We start from the raw sequence: 15,548 nt of genomic DNA, 5'->3' as shown, positions 1-15,548 counted from the left end.
AGAGTTCGGGGAGTCTGGAAGATAGAGCCGTACAGCTCTATTGCGTCAAAAGCAAACCCCAAATACAGACACCCTGCAGCGATTTCAGGAATCGCGCCTCAAAGTTGCCCGGCATCATCGCCGCGCAACAGGAATGAGGAAAGAAATTTATGCAGGGGAACACAGACGCCGCGTCGATAGCGGAACTAACAACAACAGCGACAACAACAACCAGCGGTCTGTGTGAGGGGGTTCACAACTTTAGGGTACGAAAGACTCATCCTCTTGTCAAAGTCCGCGCCGTACCTCGCCTGCTGCTCGTGGCAAGATACGGCCCTTCAATATCGACACTTTGGTATGTGAGACAGCTTGAAAACGGCTAAGCCCCTGGATAACTCGAAGAGCTCTTCAGCGCTGTCTCGTATGGAAAGGCGTCGCCAGTCGACTTGCTCCACGCGATCAGCGCGGCGTCGAACTTCTCGATGAGTTGCGTGGACTTCGGATCGGCGATGAGGTTCTTCATCTGGTAGGGGTCGGCTATGTTGTCATACAACACCCACCGGCCATCCAACTGCACGGCATACGTATGTGTCTTCGTGCGTAGCCCTCGATAGGTCGGCGTGTTCACCTCCTGCCGATTCGGTGGTCCTTGGTTGTTCATCAAGAAGACCATCTCGCTTTCCTTGAATGCGTGCCTGCCCAGCATGTGTGCGGAAAAATCACGTCCCGAGCAATGCTGAGGAGCAGCGATACCTGCCAGCCCACAGAGGGTTGGATAGATATCGATGGACGCGAACAGCGCATCTGAGGCGTGTGGCGTCTTCGCTTCAGGGTGGTGAAGGAAGAAAGGAACATGGCACGATTCTTCATGAGGCATCTGCTTGGCCATGTGCCCGTGCGAGCCCATCAGATCTCCGTGATCCGAGGTGTAGACGATGATGGTGTTGCCGGTCATGCCATGGTCGTCCAGCGTCTTCAGCAGGCGCGCAAACTCCTTGTCGATGGCTGTGATGCCGCCGTAGTAGCCCTGCTGAGCCTCGTGCAGCGTATCGAAGGATTGTAGAGCCGGCCATGCCTGCGCGGGGTGGTCCGCGGGGATAGGCAGACGGACGTTCGGGCGGGTAGTAAGCTTCAGCGCGCCGTAGCGATCGCGGTCCTCCGGAGGCGGGTTATAGGGCGGGTGCGGAGGATTCCAACTGACGACCAGGAGCCAGGGCTTGTCCTGTCCCTTCTGGCTGTCCAGGAACTCGATCGCCTGGTCGGTCATGCGCGTTGGTTGATAGCCGGGCAGGGTCTTGCGCTCACCGGTCTCCTGATCGAAGGTGATGCCATCGTAATGCTTGTTCGTATTCGCCCATGCGTGCCAGTCGTCGAATCCAAAGCGATAAGGACCCTTCGGGACGAACTGGTCTTCACCGCGATAGAGGTGCCACTTGCCTACGTATCCTGTGTGGTAGCCGGCCTTCTTGAAGGTCTCGCCAAGGCCCGGCACGATCGGCTGGAGCGTGCTCTCGTTGCCGATCACATTGGATTGGTTTGGGTAGAGTCCGCTCATCAGAATCGCGCGATGCGGCACGCACAAAGGGTAGTTCGAGATGCAACAATCCATCGACAGATTCTGCCGTCGAAAGCGGTCGAGCGTTGGCGCTTCCACCTGACTGAAGGGCTCCCCCGGCAGCGATGCTGCACGATGTTGGTCGCTGAAAACATACAGTACATTCCACTTCTTCGTGGTGGACGCTTGGGCCGGCGCCGCATGCGCCGCTGTTGCGGCCAGGGATACGACTGCACTCTGCTTGAGAAACTCACGACGATTCATCGTTCACTCCACTTTCGGGAAGCTTGTAAGTATGGAAGGGTCTTCATTTTAACGATCGCCCGGCAAAGGACGACGCCAGACGCACGGGCTCACTGGGAGAGATGCCATTGGGGTCGTTGACGACTGCACCGGACGGCGCCGCCACGGGGCCTTTCAGCAGAGGGTCCTGCGTGGCGGCCATCCAGCGTTGCAGCCGAGCGCGCATATCCTGCAAGGTTGCTCCATAGGTAGGGTCGGTTGCAAGATTCCGGTGCTCCGTCGGATCGAAGAGAAGGTCGTAGAGGCTCTCCTGTTCGACTGTCTGTGTCGCCCAGCCCGCCTCGAGCCACAGACTCTTGCTCAAGCCGTCGTCGCAGTTCGGAAGCACGGGCGTGGTCTTGTCTCCGAAGCGGCGAATGTACTTCCAGCGCGAGGTCCGCACGGCGCGCTGTGGCTCATACGCAGCGTGATAATTAACCTCGGCAAAGATCTCCTCGTGAATCTCGGAGACATTGCCTGCAAGTACCGGCAGGAAGGACTTGCCTTGCAGCCATGCAGGCGGCTGGATGCCCAGGTACTCGCACAGGGTTGGGAAGACATCGAGGTGAGAGATTAGCGCATCCTGCACGGCTCCCTTACCGATTCGCGGCCCACGCAGAATCAGCGAGACGCCCCAGCCATCATCGGTAAGATTGCACTTCATGCGCGGGAACGAGATGCCATGATCCGTTGTGCTGATGATCAGCGTATTCTCGCTGAGACCATTGCGGTCCAATGCATCGAGCACCGTCGCCACGCCTTTATCCAGCAGGCGCGCACTTGCGCGATAACGTGCAAAGTCTTTACGCGTCGCAGGCGCATCGGGTATGGGACGCGGTGGCGCTGTATAGTTGGCGGGATCGTCCGCGGTGGCTTCAGGATACTCACGATGCGTTTCGAAGAAGCCTACATCGAGGAAGAACGGCTGTTTCGGTCGGCTGTCCAGAAACTCCGCCGCAGCCGGCGCCGCCACGCTTGCGGTGGTGCCGAGATGGTTGGCCTGCGTCTGACTGCGCGGCACGATGATGTCGTAGCCGATCGTCTCCGGAGCTTTGGCCACATGCTGCACACCGGCAAGCACCGAGATGTAACCAGCGGCCTTCAGGGTATGGATGATGTGCTGCTTGTAGTCGTTGAGCGCGAAGCCACGATGCGCCAGGCCCAGCATTCCGTTGTTATGCGGATACAGACCGGTCAATAGCCCGGACCTGCTGGGCGAGCAGGTTGGTGCAACGCTGAAGGCGTTGCGGAAGAGTGTGCCTTCGTTCGCCAGACGCTGCAGGGCAGGTGTCGGTATGTTGTATCCGTACGGCTGCAGGTAGCGTCCTGAGTCGTGCGAGTGAATGTAAACGACGTTCGGATGAAACGGCTGCGCAGCGCTGGATGCGGCGAGAGCAGGCGTGAGCTGCGAGGCAACGCCCGCGGCTCCAGCACCCTTTAGAAACGTGCGACGCGATACCTCTGTACCTGCTCCGCTGTCTTCCGGCATTGCGCTCGCTCCTTCTGTGTCTCTATTCACTTGCCACGAGGAGCCTTGATTCGCTGGCGACAGGGGCAGCGAACCAGGCTTCTGCGTGCGTTACTTCAGCTCTACCGTTACCGTCTGAATGCTGCCGGTATAACGGTTGGGGCTGATGTAATCCTTGCTGACCGCGGAGCCGAGATCGCTGCCGATATCCAGCGTCTCCGTGGGTGAGGCGCCGAGGACGTTCGCGAAATCCGCCTCCTGCTGCAAATCATTCACCGTGAGCAGCACCTTGCCGGCGCGAATGCCACGCGGGCCAAGAATGGTGAGTGTGCCGGAGTTCGCCTTCGGCGCCTCGGGGATCACCTGCAGCTCGATGTGTGCCGCACCCGGCACCAACGGCGCTGTCGAGACGATGCGTCCGGCGCGCTTGCCGTAGGCGTTTACCTCATAGATCACGTGGTGATCCTTGACGTAGAGCGTGAACCCGCCGTAACGAGAGCCCTGGGCGATGATCACGCCATCGCCGCCGGTTGCAGGGACCTGCACATCGGCCGTGATCTGGTGTGGACGGCCGACGAGCTGCGGGCCGACACGGTTGGGCAGGCGCTCCACGCCATCGCGGAAGACGAACACCTTCCTTCCATTGAAGGATGATGGTTGTTGCGACAGCGTCGGGATCAGCGGAAAGACATGGTTGCGCTCGCCCTCCTGCTGGAAGAGTGCCTGAAGCTCCTTCAACTTCTCAGGATTCTTTGCAGCAAGATCGTGCGCCTGGCTATAGTCTTCGTTCAGGTTATAGAGTTCCCATGGGTGACGATCGAGATCGTTGTGCGCGCCGAGGGTGAAGGCGCCGCGCGGCTCCCAGGTGTAGGCGTATCGGTCGCCGGCCCACCAGCCGTCCTTGTAGATGGCGCGGTTGCCGCTCGTGGCAAAGTATTGCACATGGTGATGGCTTGGCTCGTCGGGATGATCGAAGGTGTAGAGAAAGCTGGAGCCTTCGAGCGGAATCTGCGGAACGCCTTCAAAGGTCGAAGGGAACTGGATGCCCGCGGCCTCGTAGATGGTTGGAGCCACATCGTTCACATGCTGGAACTGCGTCCTCAATCCGCCAGTATTCTTGATGCGCGCGGGCCATGAGACGACCAGTGGATCGCGTGTTCCGCCCAGGTGCGAGGCGTCCTGCTTCGTGCCCTGGAATGGAGCGCTCAGAGCCCAGGCCCAGGCTGCGGCGTAGTGATTCATGAAGACTTCGCTGCCCAGCTCATCGCTGACCGCGGCACGCTCGGCGATGCTTGCGTTCGCGCCCGTATCGCTGAGCAGGTCCGTGCCTTCGATACCGCCTTCCGCGCTGCCGCCGTTATCGCCGAAGATCTCGAGCACCAGCGTGTTATCGCTCTTACCTTCGTCGCGGATGGTCTGCAATACACGTCCCACCTCGTAGTCCGCCTGTTCGGCAAAGGCCGCATAGACCTCCGCCTGATGCGCCAGCAGCTTCTGCTCCGCTGCGGGCAGGGAGTCCCATGCGGGCAGACCTTCTGGACGTGGCGTAAGCTCGGCATTGGCGGGGATGACGCCTAACTTCTTCTGGCGTGCGAAGGTCTCCTCGCGCAACTTATCCCAACCCTGATCGAACTTACCTTTGTACTTATCGATCCACTGCTTTGAGACCTGCAGCGGAGTATGTACGGCCCCGGGTGCGAAGTAAAGAAAGAAAGGCTTGTCGGGTGCGATGCCATCGTGCGCGTGCAGCCAGTGCACCGCATCGCTGGCGATATCCGTGGTGAAGTTATATCCCTGTTCCGGTGTGGCCGGCGGTTCCACCTGAACCGTATCGCGGAAGAGACGTGGATAGTACTGGTTGTCGGCGCCCTGGATGAATCCGTAGAAGTGCTCGAAGCCGCGGTTGGTCGGCCAGCGGTCGAAAGGACCTGCGGAGGTAGTCTCCCACAGTGGCGTATTGTGCCATTTGCCGAAGGCTGCCGTGCTGTACCCGTTGGCCTTCAGAATCTCCGCCATAGACGCGGCGTTCTTGCCCCACTGTGCGTTGTATCCGGGATAACCTGAGGCTGCTTCAGCCACCGTGCCGAAGCCCACCTGATGATTGTTTCGGCCGGAGAGCAAGGCTGCTCGCGTAGGCGAGCAGAGCGAGTTCACATGAAACTCGTTGTAGCGAAGGCCGTTCTTCGAGAGAGCTTCGAAGTTCGGTGTATGAATCGCGCCGCCGAAGGTTGCGGTCGCGCTGAAGCCAACGTCGTCGATCAGGATAAGCACGACGTTGGGCGCGCCTTTGGTAGCCAGAGGGCCCGTGGGCCACTGTGGACCAGGCGCCGCGCCGGAACTCTGTGCGGCCGCTGGGGACTGTGCAAGGGCGGCAGCCGGTGGCAAAAGCAGAACGGCAGCGAGTGCGGAGATCATCGGTCGTTTCATGGTTCCTCTGGGAGATACTCGAAGGGCGGACTACGACGCTATGCGAGATGCCATGCACATGGAGCTGCAATGAAATGCCTATGGGCAGCATCATCCTGGCAAGCACGATCGTGTGTCAGGTTATGGCAGAGCGATAGGGAAGCGAGGCGTGGAACTTAGAGGCAGAGGCCACAACACAGCCCCGAGCAGCGTGGACAACACGCGCTACAGAGGCGATATTCCGGTTGGGTGGCAGAGCGCAGCATGAAGTTCCGAAGGGTTCCGAGGCAGAGGGATGTAAAACTTTCTCAAAGGTACAAATCGTTTGCCGATGTGTCAAGAAACGCGCCTTGGGCTTGACTTCTTTTCTGCTTCATGGCTCAATCAATCCAGCGATGCGAATTTCTTTTACATCCCAGGTCGACAACACGAACGCCTCAAGCGCGACTCCCCGTCGCTTTTGTTGTTAGTTACCTGCGCCATCCCCTTCCTGACAATCTATCTCTGATTTCGCAGTAAGCGTCACGGCTTTGTCCGTTTGTACGCTTGCTCGGCAGACGATCCGTCGCACGATCTTCCGTGCGCGATCGTCTCCTTTGTCCAAAGGACTTGCATGCACACGTATCTTCGAAGATTCAGGCCGGGATACTTTGGCCTTGTGGCCAGTACGGCTCTCCTGGGCGGACTCGCTCTTACCCACCTGATGCAGCCGCTGACCGTAGCCTACGCCGCTCCCCAGGCTGCTCCCGTCCCTGTCGCAAGCCCGGCCACCAGCGTCGAGCAGACAGCCTTCTTTGAGCAGAACATTCGTCCAGTGCTCACGAACTCCTGCTACGACTGCCACTCAACGCAGACTCGTGCTGCAGGCGGCCTGCGCGTGGACGATCGTGATGCCTTGTTGAAGGGCGGCCGCACCGGCCCAGCGATCGTGCTGGGCAAGCCGGAGGATAGCTTGCTGCTGCAGCGCATCCAGACCGATGATCTGAAGAAGCGTATGCCGAAGGGCGAGGACGACCCTCTACCCGCAAAGGATATTGCGAACCTTCGTACATGGATCCAGCAGGGTGCCTTCTGGCCTGAAGGCAAGCCTGTTGCAAGCGCGGCGCCGGAAGCGGCGAAGCCCGTCCGCACAAGCGCCGTGGCATATCCTCGGCCCGCGACGCCGGAGCAGCTTGCCTACTTCGAGAAGAACGTTCGGCCCATCCTCGTCAACCGCTGCTATAACTGCCACTCGGACGCCTTCAAGGAAGCAGGAGGTCTGCGTGTGGACGTCGGCATCAGCATCTTTAGTGGCGGCAACGAAGGCCCGGTGATCATCCCCGGCCATCCTGAAAAGAGCCTGCTGATCGAGCGCGTGAAGACTGCCGACACGAAGAAGCGTATGCCGCAGGAGAGCACGGAGTCGCTTCCTGCGGAAGAGGTCGCCATCCTCGAACGATGGATCAAAGACGGCGCCGCATGGCCGGATGAGACCGAGAAGCTGCCGCAGACTCCTGCGCGTCTGGCAGTTGCATATCCCAGGCTGCGCCAGAGCTTCTGGTCGTGGCAGGCGCTCACCGATCCGCAGCCGCCAGTGGTCGCGAACAACACCTGGTCGTTGACGAGCGTGGACCGGTTCCTGCTGGCGAAGATGCAGGAGAAGAAGCTTGCGCCGGTGAAGGATGCGGATGCGGTTACGTTGATCCGGCGCGTGAGCTATGACCTTACCGGCCTTCCGCCCACGCCCGCGGAGGTGAAGGCGTTCGAGCGCGATCACTCCGAGCAGGCGTATACGAAGCTGGTGGATCGCCTGCTGGCCTCGCAACAGTTTGGCGAGCGTTGGGGCCGGCATTGGCTCGACGTGGCGCGGTATGCAGAGTCTTCGGGGCCTTCGCGCAACATGCCTTACCCCAACGCATGGCGCTATCGCGACTACGTGATCGACGCTGTCAACCGCGATGTTCCTTACAATCGCTTCCTTCAGGAGCAGCTCGCCGGCGATCTCCTGCCCTCAGCCACGCCGGCAGAGCACGACCGCCTGCTGACGGCAACCGGCTTCCTCGCGCTCGGTCCGAAGGATGTGAACCAGCGCTTCAAGGCCCGCTTCAAGATGGACAACGTAGACGACCAGATCGATACGGTGGCGCGTTCCACCATGGCGCTCACGGTCTCGTGCGCGCGCTGCCACGATCATAAGTTCGATCCCATTCCGGCAACCGACTACTATGCGCTGGCAGGCATCTTTACCAGCACGGTGGATGCCTCCGGCCTGGGCAGCAGGATGGGTGGGGCGGGCCTGGACTACTACGAGCCGAAGCAGCTGGGCTATTTGCATGCAGCTGAGTTGGCGCCTGCCATCCCGCAGAAGCAGCTCGACGATCTGAAGGCAGCACGCGATGCGGCGAAGAAAGAACTCGACGCCGCTCGTGAGAAAGATGCGGCTGCGGCAAAGGCTAATCCTGCTCACGCTCCACTTAGCGATGTAGAGAAGCAAAAGCGTCTGGAGCTGCAGCGCAAGTTCGTACAGCTGCGGGAAGATTACCAACTCGCCGCCGACCTGGGCGAGCGTGGCTATGGCGTACACAGCGTGCGCGATGGAGTCGTGGCAGACACGACCGTACGTATCCGTGGCGTGGAAGAACGTCACGGGCCAGCGGTGCCGCGCGGCTTCCTCACGGTGGTGAATCTACCCGATACGCCCAGGATTCCCGCAGACCATAGCGGACGTCTGGAGCTTGCGCAGTGGATCACGCGAGCGGATAACCCGTTGACCTCGCGCGTCTACGTCAACCGGGTATGGGCGCATCTCTTCGGCGCTGGCATTGTGCTTAGCCTGGATAACTTCGGGACCACAGGCGATCAGCCTTCCAACCCAGAGCTGCTGGATTATCTTGCGCAGGACTTTGTCCGCAACGGGTGGTCGACCAAAAAGCTGGTGCGCGAGCTTGTGCTGACGCGCGCGTACAGGCTTGGCTCCGAGGTGCCGGCAGAGTACCGCGATATCGATCCGGCAGACCGCTATGTATGGCGTCATGCTCCCCGGCGGCTGGAGGCAGAGGAGGTCCGCGACAGCATACTTGCCTCTTCCGGTCAGCTCGACCTGAAGCAGCCGCAAGGCTCGCCCACCATGGCGCTGCGTATGATCGAGATCCGCGACGACGGCCCAGTGGTTGACTCCGTCCTCTCTGCCGCGGATCGCAGCCGCTATCGCAGCATCTATCTACCGTTGCTGCGCGACGAGATACCCCGTCCGCTGGCTGCCTTCGATCCCGTAACCCAGACATTGGTGACGGGCAAGCGCGATGAGACGACCGTGCCTACCCAGGCGCTCTTTATGCTGAACTCGCCGTTTGTGCGCCAGCAGTCGCGTCTGCTTGCGGATCGGCTTCTTGCAAACCGGCAGAGCAGCGATGCAGGGAGAATTCGTGAGGCGTACCAACGTGTGCTGGGCCATGCTCCCACGGCACAGGACACGGCTCGTGTGAATGCGTTCCTCGCCCGCTACAGCGCGACGTGGGGCAAGGCGCACCCTGCGTCTACTGCTCCGTCGCAGGCACACATCGCGTTGACCGGTACCACGAAGACTTCCATCACAGACGGAATCATTCGCGAAGATGGCCTCGCTCAGGATGACTCAGTCGAAACAGCGATCAAGGAGTCTGGCAATACGTTGCCGTTGCCACAAAGCGCGCGGGAGGCAGCATGGACGGCCTTCGTGCAATCGCTATATGGCTCTGCTGCCTTCCAGTTTGTTCGCTAACAAGAATGTTCGCCAACGATACATGTTCAAGGAGAGTTACATTATGCCGGAGTATAAGCCATTGATAACGACACGCCGCAATATACTGCGTGGCGCTGGAGCCGGGTTCGGACATCTTGCACTCGCGGGTCTGTTGGGCTCGTTGGCCAAGAAGGCATCCGCTTCGGAGCTCAACGCGCTCAACCCGCTCGCGCCAAAACGTCCGCCGCTACCGGTGAAGGCGAAGCGCATTATCTTCCTTTTCATGGAAGGCGCCATGTCCAGTGTGGATACCTTCGAGTACAAGCCCGAGCTCGAGAAACGTCACGGTAAATCAGGCCCTGGCGGCGGTACGATTACTGCATCGAAGTTCAAATTTAAACAGTATGGAAGCTCCGGTGCGTACTTCTCCGAGTTGCTGCCGAACATCGCCACGCATGCGGACGAGTTCTGCTTCCTGCGTGGGCTTTACACCGATACGCCCGCACATCCGCAAGCCGTCGTCCAGTTGCATACGGGCAGCGCCAATGCTTCGCTGACCCGCCCCAGCATGGGCTCGTGGCTGCTCTATGGGCTCGGCACGGAGAATCAGGACCTGCCGGGCTATGTGACGATCAATCCTCCGGTCGCCTTTGGCGGCGCCTCGAACTATGGCAGCGCGTTCCTGCCTGCGTACTACCAGGGCACGGCTATCAGCGATGCCGGCAACATGCCGAATATTCAACCCTCCACAACGAAGCAGCTGGAGCGTGAACAGATCGACCTGATCCAGGACCTCAACCGCGAAGTGGCTTCCTACGATGGAGCACCGGAGGCTGTGGATGGTGTGATCAAGTCATATGAGCTGGGCTTCCGCATGCAGGATAGTATCCCTGCATTGCTCGATATCTCGAAGGAGCCGCAGCATGTGCTCGATGCCTACGGCGTGAAGCCAGGACTCGAAGGCTCCTTTGCCCGCCAGTGCCTGATGGCGCGCAGGCTTAGTGAGGCAGGCGTGCGCTTTGTCGAGATTCGTCAACCCAACTGGGATCATCACACAAATCTGCATAACGGTCTTATCGAGCAGAGCCGCCGCGTCGACCAGCCGACGGCTGCGCTGCTTGCCGACCTGAAACAGCGCGGTCTGCTTGAAGACACACTGGTGCTCTTCGGCTCGGAGTTCGGACGTCTGCCGACCTCGCAGGGGAACGACGGCCGCGACCACAACATCACGGGCTATGCGATGTTCATGACTGGAGCCGGCGTAAAGAAAGGCTTCAGCTACGGCAACACGGACGAGCTCGGCATGGCCGCGGTCGAAGGCCGCATGCATATCAACGATCTGCACGCTACGCTGCTCGCCCTGATGGGAATCGACCATGAGCAACTCACATATCGGTATGCCGGCAGAGACTTCCGGTTGACCAATGTGGCGGGTGTCGTGCAGCGAGATGTCTTTGCATGATCTGCCTTATTCAAGCAGCCTCCCATCTTCATTGTTGCCGTCCACCTGTAGACCATCGCGCGATCTTCACACCCATCCAAATCAAACCTATCGGCTAGAAGGAGCTACACCATGTTGAAAAAGATTGTTGTCATCAGCGCTGTTAGTCTTATGCCATCTATTGCCTTTGCACAGCAGCCTGTTGCGCCTGCTCCTGCAAAGCAGTGGGCTACTGCGCAGGAACAGGAGCCCGCCTCCAAGGCTAAAAAGCTGACTCGCGAGGAGTTCGACTCGCTGGTCGCGCATCCGGATGAGGTGCAGCTTATCGACATCCGCACACCGGAGGAGATTGCAGCCAATGGAGGATTTCCGTCGTACCTAAACATCCAGCTCGCGGACCTGAAGGGCCGCATCGGTGAGGTATCGAAGGACAGGCTCATTATCACAATCTCCAGCAGCACAGCGCGTGCCGGAGTCGCGGCCGATCTGCTGGCTGCGAACGGTCTCATGGTAGCTGGAGCGATCGGCGCACAGAGCTATGTGGCCGAAGGCGGAACGCTACAAAAGAAAGCCACTGTCAACGCATCCAACGCAGGCAAGCGAACGTCTCAGACAGCGTCGATCGCAAGCAGTAAGTAATTAGAATTGGAATCACGAAAGATCGCCGGCCTACCCAAAGTAGGCCGGCGATCTTTCTTTGCCGATGATCTTACAGATGTCGTGGCCAAAGCGGATTGCCCGGAGCTCTGTGCGGCTGCCTGAAAAGTTGTCCTCCTTTCGACAGCGGAGGATCTGCTTCGGCTTTTGCTGGTGGTTGATCGTATTTATTGATGGCAGGTGATTGGCGCTGGGTTAGCAAAGGGTGCCTAACATTTGCGAACTCTCTCGAATATCAAGAAGGACGGCTCTTAAACAAATGCGCTCCGGCGGAGTATGCGCCGGAGCGTATTCAGTTAGTCGTCCGATTAGAAGGTATAGTGCGCCGCCAACTGGAGCGTTCTCGAGCCCGTGGTTGCACCCGACAGCGCGGTGATCTTGCCGAAGTTAGGACTGCCAAACTGAGTGTTGGGGTTTCCGAGATTCGCATGATTGAAGGCGTTGAGCGCCTCCAGGCGGAACTCGATGGCATGCTGCTCGTAAAAGTTGACCCTCTTGAGCAGTGTGAGATCCGTGTTCACCAGCCGCGGTCCGCGGCCAAAGGTGCGTGGCGCGTTGCCGAAGGTATAAGCTGCGTTCTGGCTGAAGGCTGCGGTATCGAACCACTGTGCGATCTTTGCCGTGCGCGAGCGGTTGGAGGAGAGGTCGTTCGGGTTACCGGTCAGGTTCGGCCGCACCCCGTCCGAGAAGCTGTTGGTATTGTTCGTGAGATCGATAGGGCTGAGCGCCGTCCCCGAGTGAATCTCGGTAAGACCGCTGATGGACCAGCCGCCCACGACCTGGTTAGCGACCGCATTGTTTAGATGCACCAGCTTTCCGCGGCCGAAGGGCAGCTCAAGCACACCGTTGGCGATCAGGCGATGCCGTACGTCGTTGCCCGAAAGTCCGAAGCGATTCTTAGGGTTGTAGTAGTCGGTGTAGGTATCGGTTCCAGGATACCCAGCTAACTCGCTGCGTGACTCTTCATTGTCGATGAACTTCGAGTAAGTGTAGTTGGCCTGATATTGAAAGCCATGGCTGAAGCGCTTTTGGACGCCGACGTTGACGCCGTTGTAACGCGACTGGCCGATATCGGGGTATAAGTTCTGCACGTTGCTGAACTGCGGGAAGGGACGGAGCGCTTGTGGCTTCAGCGTTGCCGTGCCGTTTGCCAGTGTGGCGAGGTTTGCCGGGCTAATCTGGTTGATGCTCTCGGCGAATGGGCTCGCAAGGTGATGACCATAGGTGCCCAGAAAGCCGATGTCGAGCAGTAGATTGCCCGCAAACTCATGTTGCACATTAAGACTCGCTTGATAGAGGTATCCGGTAAGTCGCCTGGGCGAGATGAACTGCGGTGCAATGTAAGGCGCCGGGGAGGTATAAGGCGCGGCGACGGCGCCGTAACCAGCCGTGAGTTGTGCGGTCGTGGGATAGGCGGCAAGACCTGTTCCGGCGGTGCCGTTGTTCTTCAGCAGGAAGGCAGGCGTACCTGCATTCGAGTTCGGCGAGTTGAGTGTCACAGAGTTCGAGAAACCCGTGCTCAGCACGATCGGCGTGGCCTGATCGTATTCGCCCGGGTAAAGGATGCCGAAGCCGCCACGCACGACCGAGTGCGCCACCGGAGTGTAAGCGAATCCGAAGCGAGGTCCAAAGAGGTGCGTGTCGAAGTTGTTCGCATACTTGCTCACGCCGTTAATACCGGAGAAGGTGATGACGCCGGGAGTATTCGAAACCGGATTGATCGCGTTCGTATCGAAGGAGTTCTGCCGGTTGTTTTCGAGATAGCGAGGAGAGTCGATGTCCCAGCGAATGCCATAGTTGAGTGTCAGTTTGTTGTTGACGTGCCAGTTATCCTGAGCGTAAAGACCCCAGCTCCACGCGGCGGAGTAGAGATACTCGGTCTCCGAACGGGTGGCCGTGTTCACGCGGCCGAGCAGAAGATTGGCAAGGCTGCCGGCAGGCGTTGCGCCCGCGCTCGCGATCTGCGCGGCTGCGACAGCTCCCTGCGGGGTGAATCCGAAGAGGCCTCCCGCCGAAGGAGAATATAGATCGCCATCCGCGGAGGTGCGGTAGTCGGCGCCGAATTTGAACTGGTGGTTGCCGTGCTGCCAGGAGACGTTGTCGGTGTACTCATTGCTGATGATCGGCGTTTGCAGACGCTGCTGTTGCCCCGTGCCACCGATGCCGGCAAAGCCTGACACCGTCACACCTGGGAAGAAGCCGGGATTCGTGCCGGGCAAAGCAAGCTGTGTCGCGGCCGCAGAGTTGACGCCGTGGTTGATCGAAAGGGCCTGCCGGTTGGTGAACGTGAAGCGAGCTTCGTTGACGAGCGACCCGGTAAAGATATGGTTCCAGGTCGCGGAGGGGTTGTAATAGAAGTTATGCGAAAGTACCCCGTAATTATCCGTTCCGGCAGTCGGATAGACATTTGCCGTATCCGTATGGTCGGGCTGCGCTAGGAAGCGGAAGTAGATGGAATCCTTCGTGCTGAAGGTATGATCCAGACGCACAACATAGTCGTTGATGACCGACTTTGCCTGGTCGTTATATGTGAAGTTATTTGTATTCGCGGCTACACCGGGAATGTTCGGCTGAGGATAGTATGAGACAAGTTGTTTGCCGTAAGGATCGAGCTCTGATGGCGGAAGAACATTCAATACGCCGTTGTACTGCGCCTGAACACCGGTGTTGGGGTCGATGATAGGAACCGCGAGAGCGGAGAAGTCGCCGCTGCGCTGAGCTGCGGTAGGCACAAGTAGATTCAGTACGGTGGTGCTGGTCTGCAGACGGCCTTCGTAGGTGAAGAAGAAGAACGTCTTGTCTCTCCGGATGGGACCACCGATGCTTCCGCCGAACAGCTTGTAAGACAGCGGAGGATTGGCAGTCGCGAACAGCGGCTTCGCCTGCAGCGAATCGCTGCGGTAGTACAGGTAGGCGCTGCCATGGAAGTTATTAGAGCCCGTCTTGGTGCTCATCTGAATGACACCGCCGCTCGAGCGGCCCTGATCGGCTGTGTAGTCGCTCACACTCAGCGTGAACTCCTGAAGAGCGTCGATCGGGAGATCGAACATCTGCGTTGGAACGCCTTGCAACAGGTTCTGTGTCGTGCCACCATCCACCGTGTAGTTGGCGTTGCCTCCGCGTCCGCCCGCGATGGCAAAGCTGGAGCCGGAGCCGGTGCCCATGCCGATCACAAACCCGTTCAAGCGCTGCAGCTGCGTCGCGCGGCGATCGAGTAGCGGGAGATTGACGATGGTCTTGTTTTCGATGACATCGGTGATCGCGGCGGAGGTCGTTTGCAAGAGCGCCTCATCGGTTTGCACGTCGATGTGTTCTTCCACCTGTCCTACCAACAGGCTGAAGTTCACGGAGGTCACGCCACCCGTAAAGATCTGGACTCCGGATTGAGTCGTTGTGCCGAATCCGTCCTTTTCAACTTTTACATCGTAGTGTCCCGGGAGGAGTACTGGGAAGGAGAAGAAGCCGGATCCATCGGATAGCGTGGTATGAGCATTGCCGGTCTCGGTACGAGTGACAGTCACCTTCGCACCCGAGACTTGTCCATGCTTCGCATCCTGCACAGAGCCTGAGATAGCCGCCGCGTTCTGTGCGTACATCTGTTGGACGCCCAGAACACTAAGTGCCGATGCTATGAATGAAACAGAGCGCACAAACACACCGCCGCGCCTGCTTATCGAGATAAGCTCCACAACTGCCTCCTGAAATATTCGGTTGTAAAAGTAAAAAGCCCACGAGACAATCTCGTGGGCCTATGCAGCGCAGACCGATAGGTCTACAGATCTGCTAGATAGGTAGGATGGTTCTTTCCACGGGATTGCTCGTATCTGCGAAGGGCAGACCGGAGCAACAACAACGCGGATCAGATTGAATTGAATAAACCATTTCGCTGATCTTATCAGAGGGTCTCTTGGTTCGCAATCTGTTCTGTGCAACTAGGCAGCTAGGTCCTCACGTATGACTTGGCTTCGCAAGCGTGATTGATGGGTCTCATGAGCGGGCATCTATCTGAGGAAAATCCGTGACATCTTCTATCGTTCCGGCCTTCTATCAGTGCAGGGCG

The 15,548-nt window shown here is 59.0% G+C and carries 7 protein-coding genes; 3 read left to right on the top strand and 4 right to left on the bottom strand.

Annotated features, from left to right (window positions below; all coding sequences use genetic code 11):
* Nucleotides 1-358: 358 nt before the first annotated feature.
* The 3 genes from CHB87_RS13405 to CHB87_RS13395 form a co-directional block, all read right to left on the bottom strand.
* Nucleotides 359-1,798 (bottom strand): sulfatase family protein, encoded by a 1,440-nt coding sequence (locus tag CHB87_RS13405; protein ID WP_089408945.1) that lies wholly within the window; start codon nt 1,796-1,798, stop codon nt 359-361.
* Between the two features lie 43 nt (nt 1,799-1,841).
* On the bottom strand, nt 1,842-3,305 hold the full coding sequence (locus tag CHB87_RS13400; protein WP_089408944.1) for a sulfatase-like hydrolase/transferase: 1,464 nt from the start codon (nt 3,303-3,305) through the stop codon (nt 1,842-1,844).
* Nucleotides 3,306-3,395: 90 nt separating this feature from the next.
* Nucleotides 3,396-5,711, bottom strand: a complete 2,316-nt coding sequence (locus CHB87_RS13395; RefSeq protein ID WP_089408943.1) for an arylsulfatase — start codon at nt 5,709-5,711, stop codon at nt 3,396-3,398.
* A gap of 637 nt (nt 5,712-6,348) precedes the next feature.
* On the opposite strand from CHB87_RS13395, the gene CHB87_RS13390 reads away from it, so the two are divergent.
* The 3 genes from CHB87_RS13390 (at nt 6,349) to CHB87_RS13380 (ending at nt 11,470) form a co-directional block, all read left to right on the top strand.
* The gene (locus CHB87_RS13390) at nt 6,349-9,429 is read left to right on the top strand and encodes a DUF1549 domain-containing protein (RefSeq protein ID WP_245817982.1); all 3,081 of its coding nucleotides are present in this window, start codon (nt 6,349-6,351) and stop codon (nt 9,427-9,429) included.
* Between the two features lie 43 nt (nt 9,430-9,472).
* On the top strand, nt 9,473-10,852 hold the full coding sequence (locus CHB87_RS13385; protein WP_089409092.1) for a DUF1501 domain-containing protein: 1,380 nt from the start codon (nt 9,473-9,475) through the stop codon (nt 10,850-10,852).
* 111 nt (nt 10,853-10,963) lie between these two features.
* Nucleotides 10,964-11,470: a rhodanese-like domain-containing protein gene (locus tag CHB87_RS13380; protein ID WP_089408941.1), complete on the top strand. Its 507-nt coding sequence runs from the start codon at nt 10,964-10,966 to the stop codon at nt 11,468-11,470.
* Between the two features lie 326 nt (nt 11,471-11,796).
* Here CHB87_RS13380 and CHB87_RS13375 read toward each other — a convergent pair whose 3' ends face one another.
* Nucleotides 11,797-15,084, bottom strand: a complete 3,288-nt coding sequence (locus tag CHB87_RS13375) for a TonB-dependent receptor (protein WP_089408940.1) — start codon at nt 15,082-15,084, stop codon at nt 11,797-11,799.
* Nucleotides 15,085-15,548: the final 464 nt, after the last annotated feature.

Origin of the sequence: Granulicella rosea (assembly GCF_900188085.1) — a bacterium.
Lineage (GTDB): Bacteria > Acidobacteriota > Terriglobia > Terriglobales > Acidobacteriaceae > Edaphobacter > Edaphobacter rosea.
The sequence above is the reverse complement of the archived record's forward strand: the minus strand, read 5'-3'. Positions and strand labels throughout refer to the sequence as shown.